Origin of the sequence: Streptococcus mitis subsp. hohhotensis (assembly GCF_020089495.2) — a bacterium.
Taxonomy (GTDB): Bacteria; Bacillota; Bacilli; order Lactobacillales; family Streptococcaceae; genus Streptococcus; species Streptococcus hohhotensis.
In genome coordinates, this window is sequence record NZ_JAIRCA020000012.1 from 1 (window position 1) to 24,448 (window position 24,448).

At 41.2% G+C, this 24,448-nt stretch carries 11 protein-coding genes and 2 pseudogenes; 1 reads left to right on the forward strand and 12 read right to left on the reverse strand.

The genetic code is table 11. The annotated features are described in order from the left end of the window. The 8 genes and pseudogenes from K4Z77_RS06095 to K4Z77_RS06130 all read right to left on the reverse strand — a co-directional run. On the reverse strand, window positions 1–5,690 hold a 5,690-nt coding region (locus K4Z77_RS06095; RefSeq protein WP_224218776.1), incomplete at its 3' end, for a DUF1542 domain-containing protein. A gap of 399 nt (window positions 5,691–6,089) precedes the next feature. Beyond that, window positions 6,090–6,446: pseudogene (locus K4Z77_RS06100) on the reverse strand (Rpn family recombination-promoting nuclease/putative transposase); the annotation flags it as partial. Between the two features lie 7 nt (window positions 6,447–6,453). Then, window positions 6,454–7,404: an Rpn family recombination-promoting nuclease/putative transposase gene (locus K4Z77_RS06105; RefSeq protein WP_224218777.1), complete on the reverse strand. Its 951-nt coding sequence runs from the start codon at window positions 7,402–7,404 to the stop codon at window positions 6,454–6,456. 100 nt (window positions 7,405–7,504) lie between these two features. Continuing rightward, entirely contained in the window at window positions 7,505–9,193 is a 1,689-nt protein-coding gene (locus K4Z77_RS06110) for an alpha-L-fucosidase (protein ID WP_224218778.1), read from the reverse strand. A gap of 1 nt (window position 9,194) precedes the next feature. Next, complete coding sequence (locus K4Z77_RS06115; RefSeq protein ID WP_224218779.1) at window positions 9,195–12,983, reverse strand: Ig-like domain-containing protein; 3,789 nt, start codon at window positions 12,981–12,983, stop codon at window positions 9,195–9,197. A 235-nt stretch (window positions 12,984–13,218) separates the two neighbouring features. Beyond that, a complete protein-coding gene (locus K4Z77_RS06120; RefSeq protein ID WP_281461375.1) occupies window positions 13,219–17,841 on the reverse strand; it encodes a ZmpA/ZmpB/ZmpC family metallo-endopeptidase in 4,623 nt (1,540 codons plus the stop codon). After that, window positions 17,815–18,041 (reverse strand): annotated as a pseudogene (locus tag K4Z77_RS06125) (YSIRK-type signal peptide-containing protein); the annotation flags it as partial. The pseudogene K4Z77_RS06125 and the gene K4Z77_RS06120, both read right to left, overlap by 27 nt. A 196-nt stretch (window positions 18,042–18,237) precedes the next feature. Further along, the gene (locus K4Z77_RS06130) at window positions 18,238–19,122 is read right to left on the reverse strand and encodes an SPFH domain-containing protein (protein WP_004237018.1); all 885 of its coding nucleotides are present in this window, start codon (window positions 19,120–19,122) and stop codon (window positions 18,238–18,240) included. A 258-nt stretch (window positions 19,123–19,380) separates the two neighbouring features. Between K4Z77_RS06130 and K4Z77_RS06135 the strand changes: the two genes are divergently transcribed. Continuing rightward, window positions 19,381–20,238: a 5'-nucleotidase, lipoprotein e(P4) family gene (locus tag K4Z77_RS06135; protein ID WP_224218780.1), complete on the forward strand. Its 858-nt coding sequence runs from the start codon at window positions 19,381–19,383 to the stop codon at window positions 20,236–20,238. A gap of 630 nt (window positions 20,239–20,868) precedes the next feature. Here the strand turns inward: K4Z77_RS06135 and adcA are convergent. From adcA to adcR, 4 genes are read right to left on the reverse strand one after another with little or no spacing between them, the layout of a single operon-like run. Continuing rightward, window positions 20,869–22,371 carry a zinc ABC transporter substrate-binding lipoprotein AdcA gene (adcA, locus tag K4Z77_RS06140; protein ID WP_224218781.1) on the reverse strand — a complete coding sequence of 501 codons (1,503 nt, stop codon included), beginning with the start codon at window positions 22,369–22,371 and terminating at the stop codon, window positions 20,869–20,871. 9 nt (window positions 22,372–22,380) lie between these two features. Then, window positions 22,381–23,187 carry a metal ABC transporter permease gene (locus tag K4Z77_RS06145; RefSeq protein ID WP_000950030.1) on the reverse strand — a complete coding sequence of 269 codons (807 nt, stop codon included), beginning with the start codon at window positions 23,185–23,187 and terminating at the stop codon, window positions 22,381–22,383. After that, the gene (locus tag K4Z77_RS06150) at window positions 23,180–23,884 is read right to left on the reverse strand and encodes a metal ABC transporter ATP-binding protein (protein ID WP_001269496.1); all 705 of its coding nucleotides are present in this window, start codon (window positions 23,882–23,884) and stop codon (window positions 23,180–23,182) included. Before K4Z77_RS06150 ends, K4Z77_RS06145 begins: the two co-directional genes overlap by 8 nt. Next, complete coding sequence (gene adcR, locus K4Z77_RS06155) at window positions 23,884–24,324, reverse strand: zinc-dependent transcriptional regulator AdcR (RefSeq protein ID WP_001249314.1); 441 nt, start codon at window positions 24,322–24,324, stop codon at window positions 23,884–23,886. Before adcR ends, K4Z77_RS06150 begins: the two co-directional genes overlap by 1 nt. Window positions 24,325–24,448 lie beyond the last annotated feature (124 nt).

Consider the following 24,448-nt stretch of genomic DNA (forward strand, 5'->3'; position numbering starts at 1 on the left):
TTAGCCTTATCTGCTGCATCTTTAGCTGCATCTTTAGCTGCTTTCTTCTCGTCATCTGTCAAGTCTGTACGAGCGTCAATTGCTGCTTCCTTAGCTTTAAGAGCGTCATCAATTGCTTTCTTAGCTTCTGGTTTAGCTTTGGCTTCTGGATTTACAGCTTTAACATCTGCTACACCTTTATCTTTAGCACCATCTACTGCTGTTTGCGCTTCTGCTGCTTTTTCTGGTGTTTCTGCGTTGCTTGGTTGAGCATCGATTGCATCTGTTGCTTCCTTAGCTTTTGCTTGAGCTTCTTCTTTGGCTTTAGCTTTCTCTTCATCTGTGAGATCGTTACGGCCAGCGATTTCTGCTTCTTTCTTAGCTAATTCATCCGCTACTGCTTTCTTAGCTGCTTCTTTAGCTACTGGGTTAACTTTTGCAATTTCACCAGTTCCTGCTTCTTTAGCTTTATCTACTTCTGCATTGCTTGGTGCTGCATCAATTGCTGCTTTAGCTTTATCTGCTGCTTTTTTAGCTGCTTCTTTAGCTGCTTTCTTCTCGTCATCTGTCAAGTCTGTACGAGCGTCAATTGCGTCTTCCTTAGCTTTAAGAGCGTCATCAATAGCTTTCTTAGCTTCTGGTTTAGCTTTGGCTTCTGGATTGATTGCTTCAACTGCTCCAGTACCAGCGTCTTTAGCTGTATCTACTGCTGCATCTGTTGTTGCTGCATCAATTGCTGCTTTAGCCTTATCTGCTTCTGCTTTAGCTAGATCTTTCGCTGCTTTCTTCTCGTCATCTGTCAAGTCTGTACGAGCGTCAATTGCTGCTTCCTTAGCTTTAAGAGCGTCGTCGATGGCTTTCTTAGCTGCTGGTTTCTTAGCCGCTGCTGGATCTACAGCTTTAACATCTGCTACACCTTTATCTTTTGCACCATTTACTGCTGTTTGTGCTTTTTCTGCTGCTTCTGGTGTTGCTGCGTTACTTGGTTGAGCATCGATTGCATCTGTTGCTTCCTTAGCTTTATCTTGCGCATCTTTCTTAGCTGCTGCTTTTTCTTCATCAGTTAAGTCAGTACGTCCGTCGATGGCTTTTTCTTTCTCAGCTAATTCATCTGCGATTGCTTTCTTAGCTGCTTCTTTAGCTACTGGGTTTACAGCTTTAACGTCTGCTACACCTTTATCTTTTGCATCATTTACTGCTGTTTGAGCTTCTGCTGCTTCTGGTGTTGCTGCGTTATCTGGCTGTGCATTAATAGCGTCTGTTGCTGCTTTTGCTTTCGCTTTTGCATCTTCCTTAGCTGCTGCTTTTTCTGCGTCAGTTAAGTCAGTACGCGCATCGATGGCTTTTTCTTTCTCAGCTAATTCATCTGCAACTGCTTTCTTAGCTGCTTCTTTAGCTACTGGGTTTACTTTCGCTATTTCTCCAGTTCCTGCTTCTTTAGCTGTATCTACCGCTGCGTCTGTTGTTGCTGCATCGATGGCATCTGTTGCTTTCTTAGCTTCTGCTGCTGCTTTATCTTTAGCTGCTTTCTTCTCGTCATCTGTCAAGTCTGTACGAGCGTCAATTGCATCTACTTTAGCTTTAAGAGCATCTTCAACTGCTTTCTTAGCTGCTGGTTTCTTAGCCGCTGCTGGATCTACAGCTTTAACATCTGCTACACCTTTATCTTTAGCACCATTTACTGCTGTTTGAGCTTCTGCTGCTGCTTCTGGTGTTGCTGCGTTGCTTGGTTGAGCATCGATTGCATCTGTTGCTGCTTTTGCTTTCGCTTTTGCGTCGTCCTTAGCTGCTGCTTTTTCTTCATCAGTTAAGTCTGTACGTCCATCGATTGCTTCTTCTTTCTTAGCTAATTCATCTGCGATTGCTTTCTTAGCTGCTGCTTTCGCTACTGGGTTTACAGCTTTAACATCTGCTACACCTTTATCTTTAGCATCATTTACTGCTGTTTGAGCTGCTGCTGCTGCTTCTGGTGTTGCTGCGTTATCTGGCTGTGCATTAATAGCGTCTGTTGCTGCTTTTGCTTTCGCTTTTGCGTCGTCCTTAGCTGCTGCTTTTTCTGCATCTGTTAAGTCAGTACGTCCGTCGATGGCTTTTTCTTTCTCAGCTAATTCATCTGCGATTGCTTTCTTAGCTGCTTCTTTAGCTACTGGGTTTACAGATTTAACGTCTGCTACACCTTTATCTTTTGCATCATTTACTGCTGTTTGTGCTGTTGCTGCTGCTTCTGGTGTTTCTGCGTTATCTGGCTGTGCATTAATAGCGTCTGTTGCTGCTTTGGCTTTCGCTTTTGCATCTTCCTTAGCTGCTGCTTTTTCTGCGTCAGTTAAGTCAGTACGTGCATCGATTGCTTTTTCTTTCTCAGCTAATTCATCCGCAACTGCTTTCTTAGCTGCTTCTTTAGCTACTGGATTTACTTTCGCAATTTCACCAGTACCAGCAGTTTTAGCTGCATCTACTGCATCGTTTGTTGTTGCAGAGTCGATAGCCTTAGTTGCTTCTGCTGCTGCCGTATTATTTTTCGCAATTGCTGCGTCTTTTTCTGCTTGTGTTAGATTTGGATTTGCTTTAATAGCGTCTTCTTTCGCTTTACGAGCTGCTTCAACATCTGCTTTTGCTGCATCTTTCTTAGCTACTACTGGATTATCTCCTGCGATTGCAGTTGTTCCTGCGTCTTTAGCCGTATCAAGAGCTGTTTTTGTAGCAGCATCATTAATTGCTGTCAAAGCTGCTGTTTTGTCAGCATTTACTTTATCGATTGCTGCTTGTTTCTCATCATCAGTAGCATTTGGAGTTTTATTGATGGCAGCAATTTGGGCTTCTGCTGCTTTTTCTACTGCCTCAATAGCTGGTTGTTTATCAAGAGTTACAAAGTCTGACAATGGTTTTTTATCTGTAGATCCATCTGTATATGTTACTACAAGATTTCCAGCGTTATCTTTTTCTACTGATTTAATCTTAGTCTTAGCATCTGCAGCATCTACAGTTTTACCTTTTTTGTCTGCAAAGTTGGCATCATCATTAGTTTGAGCATACTCAATTTGCAGTTTTTCTTTGATTTTATCTAAGTCATCTGCTGTTACATTAGCTGGGTCTGCTACAGCTACTTTTTCTGTTGGAGCTGCAATGTCATATTTAGATGTTTGATTTTTAACTACGAATCGAGCATACCCTGGTTTTTCTTTCGCGTTTTTATCTACATCTAGCGCTCTATAATCAGTGTTTGAAAGTTTACCATCGTTGTCTTTAGAAACGATAAAACTTGTCCACGCTTTTCCAGCTGTAAGGTTTGTAGTGCCAGTCATCTTGATAGTAGCTGTTCTTTTATCTTCAGATACTGAACCTTCTCCTGTAACCACACCATCTTCAACTTTACCTGTTGTCAATTTGAATCCATTCGCGTTATTCCATGTAACATCTCCAGGTCCACGTAGGTAAAGATCTTTAACTTCATTTTCATCTGAACCTTTGAATGTTAAATCAGTGTTTTCACCTGAATAAACATAGATTTCTTTGTTGGTTTGATTTGAGTATGGAAGTTCTACTGTTGGAGCTACGTTTACAAAATCTGCTAATGCTTTTGTATCTTTAGAACCATCTTTATAGGTTACTACAACATTATTTCCTTCTCTAGTAATGCTTTCAATACGATCAGTTTGGTTTTCAACGTCTTTTCCTTGTTTATCAAGAAGATTTTTATCTGGGTTTGTAGTAGAGTATTGAATCTTAATACTGTCTTTAATCTGGTTAAACTCGTCTTCTGTGATATTATTAGCATTCGCTACAGAAATTTTTGTCTCTGGATTCTTAATATCATATTTTGCTGTTTGAGCTTTTAAGACAATTCTGAATGAACCTGGGTCATTTGCATATGAAGATCCAGTCGCAGTGTTGTTAATGTATGCTCCATCTGTATCTGTTGCAGTTGCATAACGAGTTACAACTGGAAGTTCCGCACTTTCTGTTGTAGGAAGTGTTATTTTCTTAACTGGTGTTCCACCTTCTGTATCTTTTGTGATTTTACCTCTAATATGAACAACTGCAGGTTTATCTGCTGTTGCTGGTGTTTCTGTAGAGATTTTCTCGACTACTGTGTCATATTCGTTATTCAATATATTTGGATTTGATGCATCTTTAGGTGGTTGTTCTACATTTCCACCGCGGGTTATTGTTGCTGATGCTACTTTTCCATTATCATCCTTAAATTTAATCGGAATATCGAAGTCTTCATTAGCATATACATAAACGTCTTTTTTACCATCTACAGAGAAAGGAATTTCTACCGTTGGAGCTGCGTTTGTACGTGCAACACTTGCAACTGGGGTAGTATCTACTGAATCGTCTTTATAGGTAACAGTAACTGTTCCGTCGGCAACCGCGATTTCTTTCACTACTGAAGATCTATCTGCTAAGACTTCCCCTTTGTGAGACGCTAGTCGAGCATCTTGTGTCGTTGCCTTATCAGAATATTGAATCTTAATTTTCTCTTTGATTTTAGTAATATCAGGCGCAGTCAAGTTGTTAATATCAGCAACACCAACTTTATTCTCCTCTGTTACTGGTTGAATATCATATTTGTATGTTTGAGATTTAACAACTAAGTTAAACGCACCAGGAGCATTTAAGTTGCTACCTCCAGATAGTTTATTACCATTAGAATCTTCAAGTTCTAAATATCTTGCTCCTAATACTGCTCGTTGGTTTTCAGCTTTCGTATAATCTTTAATCCCTTTAAAGGTATCGTTTGGTTTACCAGTAATTTTAATTTTTACTGGACCTGGAGTATCGCTTAGTGTTTGATGATAACTCCATCCATAACCGTCTATTTCAACTTCTTCTTCGGGAGGCATAGTTCCTCTTCTGTATTTTGTATAAGCTATCGCTTGATCACTTTTCGATTTTAGTACGAACTGACCACTTCCAGCTTTAACTGTTGCTCTTTTGATATTTCCAGCTGTTGAGTTAACTGTAATATTGACATCTGCATTTTCTTCATTGTAAAGGTAAATTTCTTTTCCATTAGAATATTCCATAGAATAAGTAAAGGTACCTTGAGTTTCAGTTGTCTCAGCACGGAAAGCATTGTTTTTGTCTAATGCTTGTCCATTACGTGAGTCTTTAGATCCTGTGTTTTCGATTGAGTTAGATTCTGGATTTTTCTCAGTGTTATCTGCTTTTTTACCTACAGTTGGTTGTCCGTTAGTAGTGTCTACTGCTGGAGTTTCTTTTTTCTCTACAGGCTTGTTTCTTAATCCAGCGTTAGCTGTAGTGACAAGTTTGCTGTAAGCTTTTTTTAGTTCAGCTTGAGTAGTTGCATTCGCTAATGTAGCTTTTGCAGCTTCTAAGTCAGCTTTTAATACTGCAACACTTTCTTCTGTTTTGTTATCGTAAGAACCGTTAGAAAGTTTTGTCTCAATTTCTGAAATTAAATTTGTCAACTCTGACTTGTCCAAAGTTGGAGTTGTTGCTTCTGCTGGTTTAGCAGTAGCCTCTTCCGAAATTGTTTTGTCTTCAGTGGCTTTTGCTGGAGCTTCTACAGATGGTGTATCTTGTTTGCTTAGCTCATTAGCTGATACAGCTCCATTACCTAAGAACATGAAAAGAGCAGCGACCGCTACACTAGCCGCTCCAAAGCTATATTTACGAATCGAATAACGCGTGACCTTTTCACGGTGCAAACGTTCAACACGACTCATAGAGTTTTTGTGTTCCATTTTTTTCTCCTTTTGGAAATTAGTTGATTTAGCTTCTACATAACAAAATTTATCACTTAAAACGAATAAGCAATATTCTCTTATGCATGCAGAAACCTACACTCTGATTTTACCCTATTTTCAATATATATGCAAACTTTTCGACTTCAAATTTTTGCAAAAAAAAAAAGCGTTTTGGTAAAGCAAGGAATTTTCAGACAATTTAAATTTGCATTTTTTTACGTTTGAATATATATTTAATCTCTATATTATACTATTGTATTTTTGTTCGATTTATACGTAATTGCAGAAGATATTACATATATATAATTAGAATCAGAGTAAGTTTAAAAACAAGCATTGACTATTAGCCCAAAAGAAAACATGCTATCTAATTTGATAACATGTCCCCATTCTCATTTATAGTAAAGCCTCAAACTCAGCGACAGTCATGCCCAATTGCTGGCTAGCAACTTCAGATGTCAAAAGATGCTTACGAACCATATCTAGGAAGGCAAAGAGTTTCCCTCTCTCCAGTCCCTGTTCAAGGCCTTCCGCCCTAGCTGTTTCCAGGGCATAATCCTGAGCCAATAACGCTTGTTCTTCTCGCATACGTAGTTGACTAAACATTTTCCTGTCCTCCTCGGACTAGCTTTTGTAGTCCAGCAGTTTGTCTGCCTGACTGATAGCTCACTCAGGTTGCTGGGTAAAGGGCTTGTTGCCGAAAAACTCCAACCACGGTTTGCGAATACTATCTTTGCTGGTTTCTCTGTATTTTTAGATCTTATTTATGATGGGCTTTCAATAGCTCCTCAAACTCAGCCACGGTCATGCCTAATTGATGGCTGGCAACTTCAGAAGTCAGGAGACCTTGACGTACTAGATTTACTAAACCTACTTTTAATCCCTGTTCAATGCCTTCTTCTCGTCCTTGTTCACGACCCTCTGCACGACCACGTTCAAGACCACGCTCTAAGCCCTTTTCCTCAGCTTGTTCCAAGGCATAGTCCTGCGCTAACAATGCTTGTTCTTCTCGCATACGTAGTTGACTAAACATTTTCCTGTCCTCCTCGGACCAGCTCTTGTAGTCCAGCAGTTGATCTGCTTGACTGATGGCTCGCTCGGGTTCTTGAGTAAAGGGCTTATTACCAAAAAACTCCAACCACGGTTTGCGAACCTCGTCTTTGCTGGTTTCTCTGTATTTTTTTAATTCCAAGAATGCCATCTTAACCAGATGGTTTTCTTGTCCATTGTTTGTGATGGTTAAGACCTCACCTGTCGTATCCTCTCGCATGCTAAAGCTATGAAAAGCTAGGTCATCTGAGAAATAATTGCTGTCCACAATTGCAATAGCATAAACTGGTGCGATGTGTTTGTAACTCTGGTGGGTGTCACCTTCACGTTGACGGATTTTTTCAAGGTTTTGATTGACCTGACTGCACAAGTAAGCCCACAGGCGATTGATGAAAAAATTCTGATGATGCACCTGAATCTCAATAATTACCTGAGTGCCATTATCCAACTCCGCCAAGACATCAATACTTGTATAGAAATCCTGCGCTGAGTACGGCAGGGAAGGCAAGACGTGAATATTGCTTCCCTCTAAGATAGTTACATTTTTAGCTGGTAAGTCCAGCATATCGCGAATAAATTGACAAGTGATTTCTGGATTGCTGAAAATTTTCTTAGCAACCAAGTCATTGGTTGGGCTAATGCCCGGATGTCTTAAAGTCATCCATTTCCTCCTTCTATTATACCATAGTTTTAAATCTAATTTTGTTAGATTCGATGGTTCTATCTATTTATTCGAAAAGGAAATGAATTGTGAAGATATTTTATCTCGTTTCAACTAAAATATGAGCTTGATCAATCAGCTGTCCATCAACAGTCAGATTCAGATAGAAATCCAAGGTCTTGTCGGCAGCAAAATACAGAGTTGGTATGCTCAAGTCTTTTTTGCTTTCCCCTGCTTGGAATTGAAGGACTTGAATCTCGTCCTTATAGGCGACACCATGGACACCTGTCCCTGGTTGAATCGAAATCTTAGCTTCCAAAGGAGTATTACTTTCGCTACGTTCAATCCTAAAATGAAGAGTCTCTCCCTTTGTCACAGCTAGACTTTTTTCTGCAAATGCTAGGCCCTGAACAACTTCTGTTTTTGATAAGCTAGGAGTTTTATAGAGGGAAATCTTGGTCAATACAGGCATAGATTGTGACTCTGTAATCATAACGCGCACCTTCTGTGCCTCTACTAGCGGACCTCGTAAGAGACGCTTATGACCAACTGTGAAGCCCGTACCAAATTCCTGCCAGACGCCATCCACCTCTACTTGCACATGAAAAGCAGCGATTCGTTGCCCTAGCTTCAAATCTTCTCTTAACTCAATTACATCAAAAATTTTAGGTGACCCTAACTCAAGTTCTAACTGGATTGGCAAGCCTACGTCGCTTGCCCAAGAGCTGGTTTTAAGGCCATCTGTCAAATAGTGACAGGCAAAGTCTGCGGAAAGAACAGGACCAGATACCTTGGCTCCCAGAGCCAAATCTTCTTTATAGAGCTCATTGCGATAGGTCGCAAATTCATAGAGGCGCTTGATATCTTTATCGTCAAAGAGCCCATCTTGATTCGGCGGAATATTAAGCAAGAGTGGAGTTCCCCGACCCACCGAGTGAAAATAGATTTCGACCAACTCCTCAAGAGACTTAGGATCCTGATCCTCATGGTAAAACCAACCTGGCCGGATGGAAACATCTGCCTCACCGATTGAAAAAATCGTGCCCGAGGGATCTCCGTGCTGAAGATAATCCAACTCTGCTTCTGTCCCTAGCTGATCTGGTTTCACCTTTTGCCATAGGGGATCACCTGCATACCCTCGTTCATTGCCAATCCAGCGGATACTAGTGCCTTCTGTTGAAAAAATCAAGCAATCTCCTTGCAGGTCACGAATAGTTTCAAACCATTTTTCAAATTCATAATTAACCTTTTGAGCGCCCTCTCCTCTGGCACCATCCATCCAGATCTCAGCAAATTTCCCTCCATTTCCATAGGCAGGATTTGATAAAATCTCCTTCAGCTGAGCCAGATAATAGGCATTATAGTCCGCTTCTCGGTCCACATGATAGAGGGGGCTTTGGGCGTCCCACGGCGATAGGTAGACCCCCATATCCATATCAAACTCTGTGGCAGCTTGGGATACTTCAAGGAGCAAGTCTCCCTCTCCACTCCTCCAAGGACTGGCCTTGACCGAATAATCCGTATAAGCTGTCGGATAGAGTACAAAGCCGTCGTGGTGCTTGACCACCAAAATCAACTTCTTAAAGCCCGTTTCCTTGAGCACTCGAACCCACTCACGCGCATCTAACCTTGTCGGGTTAAATCGCCCAGGATCCTCCTGACCTGTCCCCCATTCCTGGTCATAAAAAGTATTAGGCCCAAAATGGATAAAGGCTGCTAGTTCATCCTCTAAATAAGCTAGCTGGGCCTGACTAGGCAAGGGCCCATGCGGTTTTATTTCTCTTACCATACTATTTCCTATCTACATTTTTCTTTACTTTTTTGGCATGTACTTGCAATTCTGTTAAGGCTATGGGACTGGTCAAATTTTCAAATCGAAGACGAAGGGCATAGGTTTCCACCTTGTCAAATTCAAAACGAAGCTCTTCATCCTTGTCGCTTGAAACTTTTCGGATAGCTGATACAGGGCGCCAATTCTCCTCTTGCTTGAGCAGGGAATCCTTATCCAAATGATTTGGAGTCCGAGGTAAGCTAGGCTCATTCCCTATGTAATAATCAATAAAGGTCGGCTCCACCGCCACATAGTCTTGATTTTCAACATAATACAAGGTCAGGTTATCCACAAATCGCGGTTTTAAAATCCCTGCATCTCCAAAAAGAATGCCCACGCTGGCTTTCTCTGACTTAGCAATCCAAGTATTGGCTGTCGATTTCTTCCGAGCAATGACCTTGTCATTGAGGTAAGAGGCTGGGTGATTCGGCTCTGAGTGGGAAGCAAAGACCAGAGGCAGGTTAGATCCTGTCCACTGATTGGAAATGACTTCCCCATCTACACTAGCATCTGTCACATGAATAGTGACTGTTGCTGGCAACTCACAGCCCGCTACTTGCCCTGTGAGCACACATTCTCCTACCTGAGCATAGACTCGAGGATCGACTTCATCCCAAGTCACCTTGGCCGTATCTCGTCTGCCATCTGATAAGACTAGCTTGACTCGGTCTGGTAAGTGTGGGGCTTCCTTGACAAGCGTCCAGACTCTTTCAGGCTCAATAGCGCAAATCCCTTGGACACAAATCTGAGCAGAAGCCTTTATATCCAGCCCCTCAAGATGACCAGATACCGTAAATTTATGAAAGCTTGCCATATCTTCTTCGGAGATTGCCTCCCAAACAACCTTGACTCGTTTTGCACTACCGGACTCATAGTCCACCAAGACTGAAGATGGCAGCTGTGGATAAGTTCCCTTAGCTGTATACAAGCGAAGTGGTCGTACAGAAAGTGCCTGCCCTAGCGAGGTATTTTCTGAGACCTGCAAGTGAGTTTGATAGGTCTTCCCTTGATACATGGCTCGGATAACCAAGTCCCCTGCAGACAAGCAATGAAGCACTCCCTGCTTGATAATGGCATGGGCACTACCACTCGTCTCCCAAATCACTTCACTATTCCCCACCTTGTTCACAGGGTTATCCACAGTTTGTGGATAAAGTCCAATAGCTGGGGAAGCCCCTTCTTGTAATCCTGCCTGCTTGTCCACTCGAATCTCAAATAAGCGCTGATTTTTCACTGGCTGGCAAGCCAAAGCCTCTCCCCCTAGGAAATCAAAACTTGCTGGCTCTAGCCCTCTGGCACTGGCCTTTACTCTCACTTGACCTACCTGCTCCAAGCTCTGAACTAAGAGGACACCTCTGCCATGAAAGGCTTTCCGCTTAAACCGACCATTTTTCTGGGCTTGGTAACGTTCACGACTGGCCTGCATGCCGTTATCCACACCTACAATGCGAGCAGGGCCTGCAATTTCAAAATGAAGCTGATTGGAGGCAGTCGGCACCCAATTTCCATCCTTGTCCAATACATCAAAATAGAGATAAAGGAGGTCTTGCCCATCTGGCTCCAGTTGTGATTTATCGGCATGTAACCCGATTTTGGCTGGCTTACCTGCAGTCACCACCCTATCTTCTGCCACAAGCTGACCTTGACAGTCATAGGCTACAGCATGCAATTCTCCCGGTTGATAAGGCAAACGCCATTCGAGATAGAGTTGGCCAGAACCTTGTCCCTCTTGGTATTTTCTACCATCTGAAGTCCATTTTTCCTGAAAAGTCTTCCTACCTTGGGATTTTCCATTAAGAAATAGCTCTACTGAACCAGCATTTGAATACACTCGAACAGGGATATCCCCATACTTATCCACAACTTGTTGATAACTCTTGTGGATTTCCCAATTCCAGTGGGGCAGGATATGAACCATAGGATGCTGATCTAGTGCCAACCACTGACTTTGATAGAGATAATAATCATTTTTAGGAATTCCTGCTGTGTCCACAATTCCAAAATAAGAACTCTTGACAGGCGTATCATTTTGATTATGCCAAGGAGTCGGCTCACCTATATAGTCCACTCCTGTCCAGATAAACTGACCTGCATAGTCTAGCCGATTTCTATCTGCTATCCAAGAAACCATCGCTGTCTTTCCCCAAGGAACCCGATCATTGCCATAGTCTGACTGTTCAAAATTCCGCACGCGGCGATTATCCCCAACCCATTCCTTATCTGGGCGAAAATAGCTGTCACGCGTTCGGGTAGCCGATGAGGTTTCAGACCCGTAAAGTCGCCACTTGGGATGTCTTTTACGAATCCTATCAATATTGTCTTCTGAGTAATTCAAGCCCACCACATCCAACAAATTGGCTATCTTTTCATGACCTCCAGACCCATCTCCAAAGCGGAACTGATCCATTCCCATGGTCACAAAACGGCTATCATCAACCTCCTTGACCCTTTCTAGCAAGCGTTTGATCGTCTTCAATGAATGAGCATCTCCATTTGCTTCACTAACTTCATTTCCTAAGGACCACATAAAAATAGCTGGATTGTTCTTGCCACGCTCAATCATGATGCGCAAATCATAATCTGACCAGAAATCGCCTGCTTTTGCTTCTGGATGAGTAGCTTCTTCCTCAAAAAAACGACCATAATCATATTCTTTCTTGCCTCCATACCAGGTATCAAAGGCTTCTTCTTGGATGAGTAGCCCCATTTTGGCAGCCACATCCAGCAAAATACTACTAGCTGGATTATGGGTAATTCGGATAGCATTGACCCCCATTTCCTTCATCTGACGCAAGCGTCTCTCAGCAGCTGACCTGTTTTCCACAGCTCCCAGCGCTCCGTAGTCATGATGCAGACAAACCCCATGAATCTTCAACCAGCGACCATTTAGAAAGAAGCCCTTATCCGCTTGCCAATCCATATAGCGGTAACCAAAGGTCTCCTCTTCTTCATCAACTAAAATTCCATTTTTGTAAAGGCGAGTCTTCAATTGATAAAGGTGAGGATGATCAATATCCCAAAGCAAGGGTTGAAAAATTGATATGGCTTGTTTGAAATGATATTTTTCCCCAGACTCAATCATTACAGAATCAGTCTCCTGCCAGTCAGAAATACGCTGTCCCTCATACCAGATACTCTGCTCCAAATACACCGACACGGACTGAGGTCCATCATTTGAAACCTTACTTGTAAGCTGAGTCTCCACCCATCTATCTCTTTGTTCCTTGAGCTTGGGACTTTCTATCTTAATCCCATATAAATCCAGATGCACCGAATCTGTAATCAATAATTTTACTTCTCGGTAAATACCGCTACCAGAGTACCAACGACTGCTAGGTTGCTGATTCTCCACAAAAACCGCAAGCTGATTGGCCGTCCCATCATTTCTTAGATAAGGCGTAATATCATAAGAAAAAGGTGTGTAGCCATTGGGATAATAGCCCAGCACTTGCCCGTTGATATAGACTTGGGCATTCATGTAAACTCCATCAAACAACAAACGCACCGATACAAGACTTGAATCTTCTTCCAAGTAAAACTGTGTTCGATACCAGGCTTGACCCCCGTTTAACTGACCACCCTCATTTTGCGCTGGCGAATACTGATCAAAATCATTGTAAATACTCCAGTCATGTGGCACTTGAATGGCCTGCCAATTTTCCCTCTGAAAATCCGCTGCCAAGGCCTCTTCTTTCCCTACCTCTTGACTAAAAAACCAGTGATTTCGTAAAACTTCTTCTCTTCTCATACAAACATTCCTCTTTAAACGAATCGATTTACTTGACTATAGCACAAAACAAAAGCGCTTTCAATGTTTCCTCTATCACTCCCTAAATCCTCAGAAAAGATTCTATAATTTGTGGAAAAGTCTGAAAATCACTCCATGTTCAAGCAAACTGTAATTTGCATAAACAATACAAACCTCAAAAGAGACCAAAAAACACCCCTCTGAATGTTCATTCCAGAGAGATGTTCCTTTTGTCTTAGCTATTGTAAATCGATTGTCTAAAGTCATCTGAATCTTTGAGATAAGCTTTATAAATCGCTTTTTTCAGTTTTTGGACTGGAGTTTCGATAAAGGTATAGGTGCGCGCAGTTGTATTGCCTGCCTTTATTTGAGCAAGTTCTTCTTTAACAGCTTTCTGCATCAATTCACTTAACTTCTGACTTGTCAGACTTATTTGCTGACCTTCATATTGAATTGTCAAAGCTTTCAATTGATCAATCTTAGCTACTCTTTCCTTAAACTGTGCTTTTTTGAACTCAGCATAGCTCTTACCATTCAAAATTTTATTGAAAATGTAAGTATCAGATAGAGGCTTGTTCTCAGCCTCTGCTGCTTGCTTGTATTGATTTGACGCATAAGGTACAAATCCTTCATAATAGCCCAAAGCTCCCATAAGTTCAAAGGCTTGTTTTCTAAAGGTGATGTCCCCACTCATACCAGAGTCATTTTGACTAACACCATAAATAGTATCAAACATATCAACGGTGTAATAACCATTTGCTGCAATTTTACCTTTATCTGAAAAACCAGCAATGATATAACGATTGACCAGGATATGATTGTCAATCAAACTATCAATATCTGTCAATTTTTTGGCATCTTCTAAGGTCAGAGCTTGAATCTCCTCACTCTTATGAGTCGGTTTAACTGCTGTATTACGGTAATCTACCCAAGTTCTAGGACCTGTTGAAGGAATCGGCATTATTTTTTTGAAATAACTCATCTTGTCTTCTGCAGATAAGCCTTTACTTACCTCTGCTTCTAGATAATCTAGAGTATAAAGGACATCAAAACTTCCCTTCATATAAGATTTCAAATCTTCTGCTGTTTTAAATCGATCAGGTGTTTTGTTGTAAAATCCATTCTTATCACTCTCATCATATACAAAGTTGAGATTGAAATAAGTATCCTTTTCTGGATTATAGGAGTTTTCAAAAATACCACGCGCATAAAACTCTGCTCCTGTACCATCTCGACGACCGTGATTATTAAACAAGACCGTTCTATCTAGTAAGTGCGTCATTTCATGAGAATAAGTCGCTGAACCTCTATCATCCAGAACTCTATCTATAAAGTAACGGACACCTAATCCATTTGCCTCAGCTCCCACCTTACTTACTGGAGAATAGTAATTCATAGGAGTCATAAATTGGTCGACTCCCTTATCAGCTCCATTACCAGTAGCTGGTGACCAAGTGCTATCAATCTGGGCATTCGGATTACTTGTATATTTCTTCATCGTATCAATAATCAAGCGATTTGTCAGTAACTTATCACGATTTTCTGGTTTTGTTATACGATAAAGAGTATCAACATAGTTGGCTTGTTGTACAGCCGCCTTTTCAATTAAAGACTTGACTCTAGCAAGCTCAGCCTGATACTTAGTTGGATTAGACTGAGTAAGAGAAGTATCTATATAGGAACCAATATTACCATAAGTAATTGTCGCCATATTACTAATCACGTAAACATTTGGTTCTTTCACATTCAAAAGTCCCAAAATAGCAGCCATATTAGCCTCTTGTTTACGAGGATCCTTTTCCCCAGCTGTCAACTTGCTATACAACCCGACATGCGCTGAAGGATTTTCCTTAGATGGTTTTTCAACAATCATAGCTTGGCTAGATTTTTTAAGCCAGGTATCCGCATCATCTGACGTAAAGAGTTGGCGATTGCTGTCTAAAAATTCCTTCAAACTAGCCTTACCTGTAATAGTAGATAAATACTTTGTAAATGTTTGAGGACTATTGGTCAATTTCATCTCTTCATAAGACATGGATCCTAATTTTTTCAAACTATCCAAGGCGGTCATTGTCTTATTGCCAAATGAGCTTGGATTAAAGGCCAGAATATCACGAATATTCGTGTCCCCAAATTGAATATTATAAAAACGATTGATATAAGACAGTCCCAACAAAATCTGCTCTTTGTATTGCTCAAGCTCTTGTTTGACCTTGCTGCGATTTTCAGGGGTATCTCCTATAATTCCCAATGTATGCGAGGCTATCTTTTTGAAACTTGACTCAGCTTGCGTCTTCGTCTGATCAAAGCTTTCTTGAATTGATAGTTTTTGAAGATACTCTGTGCGCAACATATCTTTGACTTCTTGGTCAGTGATATTTGGGTGTGTTTTTCTGAGCGCAATTCTCTTTGTTATAATATCTCGAGGATCATAGACAGGCTCCAACTGTTCTTTTAGTTTACTGTCATTTAAGAAATCTACTGATCTCACGCTTGTAGTAAGAGCAGACACATCTACAGCATCTTCTCTCTCACTATTAGCCGGAAGTAAGTGTGGTTTATCCTCCTGACTACCAACTAAAACAACTCTCGGTTTCATTGGCTTTGTTATTTGACTCACTTCTTGAGGATTAACCAATTCACCAGTTTGTTCATTGATAGCGTAGGTTCTGGTAAGTGTATTCTCACCAACTTCACCCTCAGATGCTACCTTTTCTATATTTTTAGCAAGTGAAGAATCCTCTCTTCGCTCCTCAGTAACAGCAATCGGTTGTATTACTTTTTCCACATTACCAACTTGAATCACTTTATCGACTGCTGGATTTACTTGTCTAGTAGTATCAGATACCGTCACCTGACCTGTTGCCTTGTCTAGTTGATAAGTCGTCCTAGTTTCCACCGAACCATCATGCCCTGCAACCGCTACTTCCTGTCGTCTGAACTCCAAAGCAGGATTCACTTGGTAAATCGTTTTATGAGATAGGACAGTAGTTTCAACACTCGGTTTAGTTCCAACTTCTACAACTTGATCAACTTTGTTAACTACTATTTTGACAGTTTTATTCTCAGAAATATTTCCACTTGCTTGATCTTTAGTATAGGTAGTAGTAACTTGTTCTTGTCCCTCAACACCCGGAATTTTTACTCTTGTAACGCCGTGGTCTAGTTTCTCATTCTTTTCATAAACGGTTTCATAAGGAACAGCTTTGGTCTCCACTTTGGTCTGAGGAAGTTGAGTGTCTTCTTTGTACTCTGGGAGAGCCTCCTGTATCTCAGGCTCACCGGAAACGCCACCTTCATAAGACGGAAGAGATGGCTCTACCGAAGGATCGCCGGAAACACCACCTTCATAAGAAGGAAGGGACGGTTCCACCAAGGATTCACCAGAAACACTGCCTTCATAAGACGGAAGAGATGGCTCTACCGAAGGATCGCCGGAAACACCACCCTCATAAGAAGGAAGGGACGGTTCCACCAAGGATTCGCCAGAAACACCGCCTTCATAAGAGGAAAGAGACGGCTCTACCAAAGTTTCACCAGAAACACCGCCTTCATAAGACGGAAGAGATGGCTCTACCGAAGGATCGCCGGAAACACCACCTTCATAAGAGGAAAGGGACGGTTCCACCAAGGACTCACCGGAAACACCGCCTTCATAAGACGGAAGCGCTGGTTCTACCAAGGATTCGCCGGAAACACCACCTTCATAAGAGGGAAGGGACGGTTCCACCAAGGATTCGCCAGAAACACCACCTTCATAAGATGGAAGGGACGGCTCCACCAAGGATTCACCGGAAACACCGCCTTCATAAGACGGAAGAGACGGCTCTACCGAAGGCTCACCGGAAACACCGCCTTCATAAGACGGAAGTGCTGGTTCTACCAAGGACTCACCGGAAACACCGCCTTCATAAGATGGAAGGGACGGTTCCACCAAGGATTCGCCGGAAACACCGCCCTCATAAGACGGAAGAGGTGGTTGGACTTCCGGGGCTAGGCTTATACCATTTTCTTGAGGTTCCTTCTCTTTTGCCCCGACCAAAATCACCTGAGCAACTGGTTCACGAAGCACTTCTCTCCCTACTTCATTTCGCGTAACAATACCATCGACAACCCTTACTTCTGTTAAGATTCGTTCTTGTCCCTTGGCACCTTCTATAGAAATTCTTTTTTCTCCCTTAGCCAGAGTTGGGTCAGACTGCAATTGAGTTTCAAACTCTATCTCCCCTACCCTAACTTCCAGTTCTGGCTTGTCTTCAATAACAGTTTTCATTCCTTCATCTGGTACTTTTTTAGACTCAATACTCATACTTTTTTCAGAAGTTGGATTTAAAACAGGCTCAACTGCGTAGGATGGTTGAGGAGATTGTACAAGGTCTTCAGTCGAGCTAAAATGAGATGCCAACTGTGGTACAATCTTCTTAGACTGAGATTCTGAACTTTCCTCCTTTTGAGATAATGCTGGCGACTCTACCTTATCAACAGAAAGTTCCTTGCTAGCACTATCTCTTACCAAATAATATCCCGTAAATTCATATCCTTGAACTCTTTCAGGACTTGGTAGAAACTGACCTTCTACCCTTTTAACAAGGGCTGGTTGCAATTCTACCAGATTTTCGAAAGCAGAGATGGATGCTCCCCAGCCACCAACAGCAAAGACTGTCACAAGAAAGTAAGACGCTCCCTTTTTTCTCTTGATTAAAGTGAAGGAAAGCAATAATAATCCTGCTCCCAAGATAAACATCTCATCATTAGAAAACAGACCTGTTTCTGGTAATCTTGTAGCCAATTTTCGATAGACAAAATAGTATTCTTTTCCCTCTTTTACCTCAATCTTATTTTCTTCAAACCATTGCAACTCAGATTTCAGCTTTTCAGGTAAATCCTGCTCATCCAAGTAATGACTTGAAATTAGTGTTGAAGTCGTTTCTGTAGCCTGTACGGGTTGAGCCCCATACCAGCAAAAAATAAACTCGTTCCTAGCAAGACCGAACAAGCTCCTATTGTATATTTTCTCAAAGAAAAACGCTGCTTTCTATCAAATTGATATTCTTTCATTCCATCTCCCGTCATTCCTTGTTAATGTATATTTAGTATAACAGAAATTACTCATATACACAAAGGTTTTAAATTCATAGTTATCAATTTCAGTATATTCATAAAAACTCTTATACTTATAAATGGATTTTGTATAAATATTTCTATATTGCTTGAAGTAAGATAAAAAGAGCCTGTTGCCAAGCTCTTTAGTCTATTATTTCTTCTCAGCGCGGAGGGCTGACAAGATTTGTGTACGGATATCATCCACACCATTTGGTGTATTTGGTAAAAAGATGGTTTGATTTCCTTTAGAGGCAAAGGTATTCAAGGTATCCAAATACTGGTTGGTCAAGAGGATGGACATGATTTGTTCTTCTGTCATGCCAACATTGGCTTCCTTGAGTTCGGTGATAGACTCCGCCAATCCATCCACAATCGCCTTACGTTGTTGGGCAATCCCCACACCATGAAGGCGGTCTTTTTCTGCTTCGGCTTCCGCTGCAGTGACGATTTTAATCTTATCAGCTTCAGCCAATTCTTGCGCTGCGACCCGCTTACGTTGTGCCGCATTGATTTCATTCATGGATTGCTTAACTTCTGCATCTGGTTCGACCTTGGTAATCAAAGTTTTCACAATAATGTACCCGTAAGTAGTCATTTCTTCTGCTACTTGGTGTTGAACTTCAAGGGCAATCTCATCTTTTTTCTCAAACAATTCATCCAAGGTTAATTTGGGAACAGAAGAGCGAAGGGCGTCTTCAATATAAGATTTAATCTGAGATTCTGGACGCATGAGTTTATAGTAGGCATCTGTCACGCTCTGCTCATTGACACGGTACTGAGTCGCTACATTCATCATAACGAACACATTATCCTTGGTCTTAGTTTCAACCACAATATCGCTTTGCAGCAAGCGCAACTGAATCCGCGCTGCAATCGAGTCAATCCCAAAAGGCAAGCGAATATGAATACCGCTATTGGCAACCTTTTGGTATTTCCCAAAGCGTTCAATAATCGCCACCGACTGCTGACGAACCACATAAACTGTACTCAGTGTGACTATCAGCAATAGGAGCACACAAACCACCACAAAAATCATCAAAAATGTTGCCATTATCGTGACCTCCATTATTATTTTTTCCTGTATTATAGCACATTTAAAGAAGGCTGTGCAGTTTTTACTGCGATTTTTCCTGAAATGTCAATAATTAGAGGTGAAACTACATTTCAAGTCAGTAATCGCTTTTTTCATTACATTAACTTCTATAGAATCTACATCAATAGTCAGGGAATAACTTGCCTTAACTTTTCCCTCGTGCTATACTATTTATTGAAATGAATAAATAGGAGATATTTCATGAAAACAGCAAAAACTACTGTTACAATCCTTTCTGCACTTGCTTCTGTCGTCTTATTGGCTAGTTGTTCAACAAAGTCTACAGAAACACAGACAAGCAATAATAGCTCATCTGATAATCAGATTACATTGACATATGACCAACTACGGTCAAGAGAAAATACTATGTCAACCCTTTGGTATCAAAAATCAGCTGAAACTAAAGCTTTATACATACAGGGTTATAACGTTGCAACAAATCACCTAAAGGAATTGCTCAAAACAGAATCAGACAAACCTTACTCCATCGTTTTAGACTTGGATGAAACTGTCCTAGATAATAGCCCTTATCAAGTACAAAATGTCAAAGACGGTACAGCATTCACACCCGCAAATTGGGATATTTGGGTTCAAAAAGCTGCAGCAAAAGCTGTCCCAGGTGCCAAGGATTTTCTTCAGTTTGCTGATCAAAACGGTGTCCAAATCTACTATATTTCTGACCGCTCAGCTAATCAAGTAGATGCTACCATTAAAAATCTTGAAAGTGAAGGAATTCCTGTTCAAGGACGTGATCATCTCATGTTCTTAGAAAGTGGTGTAAAATCCAAAGAAGGTCGTCGCCAAAAAGTTCAAGAAAAAACAAATCTTATCTTATTGTTTGGTGATAACCTCGTAGACTTTGCAGATTTTTCTAAGACTTCTGAATCTGACCGTGATAAACAACTTGAAGAATTGCAAAAAGAATTCGGTGAAAAATTCATCATCTTCCCAAATCCAATGTACGGATCATGGGAATCAGCTGTATACGGTGGTAACAAACTAGATGCTAAAGGTCAAGTAGAAGAACGCCAAAAAGCCTTGCAAGGTTTTGATAAATAAAACAAATAAACTAATTCTATATAAAATAAAGCTAACTTACAATCTTCAAAAAGTGGATAGGAAGGAATTCTGATAATCAGAAAACTTTCCTATCCACTTTTATAATTGATATAACATCAAACTTTTACACACCTGATACTATACGTTTTTTGATTTTAAAGATTTTTCTCTTAGATCCGATATTTCAAGAATTAAGTGCCCTTGATGATCTAAATTTATTGTGGTATACTATTTTGGTCATCGGTTACCGATTACGTTCCTATGGGTTCGTGAGAGGAGGTGAAACTAATGAGCCTTATCATAGAGCTCGCTCTTACTATTATAGCGGATGTTATAGCTGGAATTATCTTGTATTTCGTCTGCAGATGGCTAGATAGTAAGGAGTAGACCGACTGACTAGCCTATCAACACCCGTTAAATCGCTAAGATACGTAAAAAAAGCCCTTAACTACGGCCATAGTTAGGGGCTTTGGTGTTCTAATGAACCTTATCAATTAACTACATTCTAGCATATAAGTCCTAATATTTCAAGAGTTTTATTTATTTTTTAAAGTTCTAAAAGGTCTATAATGAAGTTAGCCATCTAGTACCCAAAAACCGACTAGCTCTTATGAACTAGTCGGTTTCTCATCAATGCGCTAACATTTCTTGGGCGATTTCTTGGCCAGATAGGTTTTCTGGATAGTAGGTTGGCCAATTATCCATTTCTTCAAATAGAGCTTCTTGGCTTGTGCCTCCAAAGAAGATATGGAAATGTTCTGCCTTAACTGGGGCGATATTGTGGTCACTAAACTGAACATACTTGAACTGTCCAGCGTCAGCATCTGTCGCTTCAAAGAGGAAGCGAACACCACGATTGCCTTTCTTGTAAGTTAAGATTTTCTTGTCAACATATTTATAGGTAAATTTCTTACTTTGTCCACCTTGAATAAATTCCATAGTGTTATCAGTAATGTTGATCTTAGTCACATCTGTCTGATAGCCTTTTGTATAGTAGGCCTTGTACTCAGCCTGAGTCATCTTACCAGTCAACTTAGCCTTGTAGTCAAAGACTTGATCAAACGTGCCATCTTCAAGGAAAGGATAAACTGATTGCCAGTTACCTGCATAATCACTCAAAGTGCGGTCCTTGACGTCTGCATCCTCAAAGTAACCATTTTGAACTGTCTTCGTATCCTCTGCCTTTTCAGGTTCGATAGCTGGACCTTCTTGGTCTGTTGTTTGTTTCAGAGCCTTGAGGTTTTTCTCCATGATAGAGATATAATTTTCTCCAGCCTTGGTATCCTCTTCTGTCAGACTTTCTAAAGGATTAAGGACATCTGTTTTGACACCTGCCTCTTTTGAAAGTGTGTTAGCAAGGGCTTGTGAGGCATTTTCTTCAAAGTAGATATAGGCGATTTTATTTTTCTTGACGTACTCTGTCAACTCTGCCAAACGTGCAGCTGATGGCTCTGCATCTGGAGAAAGTCCTGAGATTGCGACTTGTTTGAGTCCATAGTCCAAGGCGAGATAGTTAAAGGCTGCGTGTTGAGTCACAAAGCTCTTTTGTTTAGCTTGAGATAAGCCTTCTGCATAAGCCTTATCCAAGGCTTGCAATTTTTCGATATAGGTTGCTGCGTTCTTTTCAAAGGTCTCTTTTTTATCAGGATAATCTGCTGACAAGCTATCACGGATGTGCTCTACAAGTTTAATAGCACGAACTGGTGATAACCAAACATGGGGATCGTACTCATGGTGATGGCCTTCTTCTCCATGGTCATGGTCTCCCTCTTCTTCACCACCTGGCAAAAGCAACATATCGCCTGTCGCCTTGATGGTTTTGACCTTTTTCTTATCCAAGGTATCTAGCAATTTAGGAACCCATGTTTCCATATTTTCATTTTCATAAACGAAGGTATCTGCGTCTTGGATTTTGGCAACTGCCTTGGCAGACGGTTCATATTCATGGGGTTCTGTACCAGCACCGATGAGGAGTTCTACATTAGCCGTATCTCCTGCGACTTGCTTGGTAAATTCATAGACAGGGTAAAAGGTTGTCACGATATTTAGTTTACCATCCACCTGCTTTTGATTGGAACAAGCTACTAAAAACAAGGCACATAGACTGGCTAGCAATAGGCCAATTTTTTTCATGTCATTCTCCTATTTGATAAAACGTCTTACTAAACTAATGAGTAAAAAGACAGTTACAAAAATAATGGTAATACTTGCGCTTGCAGGTGTTTCTGCATAGTAGGAAATGTAAAGTCCTGCTACCATTCCCAAAAATCCAATAGCACTGGCAAGCAGCATAACCGATTTAAAGTTTTTCCCCAGACGCAGGGCAATACTAGCTGGCAAGACCATGATAGTCGATACCAAAAGAGCTCCTGCAGCAGGAATCATAAGGGCAATGGCCACCCCTGTCACCATGTTAAAAAGAATAGACATGGTACGAACTGGCAGACCATCCACAAAGGCCGTATCCTCATCAAAGGTCAAAATGTACATCGGACGAAGGAAGAGGAAGGTCAAAATCAAAACAACCGCCGCAATGACAAAGAGGGAAATAACCTGCTCTTCACTGATAGTCACGATTGAACCAAAAAGATACTGGTCCAAACTCATAGAACTAGAGCTTTTACCCTTGCTCATGACAATTAGAGAAACAGCCAGACCTGTTGACATGAGGATAGCTGTCCCGATTTCCATAAAGCTCTTGTAAACCGTACGGAGATACTCCAGAAAGACCGCCGCAATCAAGACAATAGCAATAGTTGAAATAGTCGGAGAAATCCCCAGAACCAGACCAAAAGCTACACCCGACAGCGAGACGTGGCTAAGAGTATCACTCATCAAACTCTGACGACGCAAGATAAGAAAGGTTCCTAATACTGGCGAGAAAAGACTCATGGCAATAACGGCCAGAAAGGCACGTTGCATAAAGTCATAAGATAACAAACTAAGCATGGCCCACCTCCTGATCATTCTCATGAACGTTGAAACAACGCCATGGCGAATCTTGGTTACGAACTAGATGAATATTGCGGTCCGCATAGTCCTTAACTTCTTCAGGGTCATGAGTAATCATCAAAACAGCCTTGCCATGATGATGGGCGCTGTGGTGCATTAGTTCGTAAAATTCGTTTTTACTTCCTGCATCCATCCCCGTTGTCGGCTCATCTAGGATAAACACATCTGGATCCGAAGCAAACATACGCGCAATCACCGCTCGCTGCTTTTGTCCTCCAGATAGAGACCCCAAGCGTTTGTCTCGGTGTTCCCACATACCAACTGAGTCCAAACTAGCCTTGATATGCTCCTCATCATGAGCATTCAAACGACGGAACCAACCCTTTCGTGGATAGCGACCGGACTTGACAAATTCATAAACCGTACTTGGAAAACCAGCATTAAAACTGGCAATCTGTTGAGGAAGGTAGGCTATTCTCAATTTCTTACCCTGCGTATTTGTCTTTGAAATGGTTACCTTACCAATGCGTGGCTGGAGAATTCCAAGACTGGCCTTAATCAGTGTCGTCTTAGCTGCCCCATTTTCACCTGTCAAGGTAACAAACTCCCCACTATCAACACTATAATTGATATGTTCAAGAACAGGCTCCTTATCATAATAGAAGGATAAATCCTCTACCGTAATATATCTCATTATTTGATTTCTCCTACTAAAGCAGTCAAAAACCGCTGGATCACTTTTTGTTCATTTGGAGTAAACTGAGTCGCCACTTGTTCATAGGTTAAAAGCGTATGCTCATGGTGATGGTGGTGCTCCTCAGCAATTGGACGAGCCAAATCAGTCAACTGATAAAAAATCACACGCGCATCCTTAGGATCTTTAGATGTTTCCAACATCCCTTCCTTGACCAAAGACTTAATGGCCTTGGTAACTGCCGCCTGACTGACATTGAGACGACGAGCCAACTCTGAATTTGTTAAAGATTCCTCCGACAAGAGCATGAGGATATGCTCCTGGGTATTGGTCAGAGCTACCTCGCTAGTACAATGACCTATTAGGATTTCATGCTGATTTTCCGCCTGCAAAATCACCTCATTCAAAAAGCCATCGATATCCTTCGCTAGCTGTCTCATATCTGACTCCTTTCCTTTTAGACTTCTCTTTTTTAAGAGAAAAATACTATTCTTTGACATTTTGTTTACCAGTTAATTATATCACAAGCAAAAAAAGAGTCAAGAAAAAACGTGAAAACTAGTT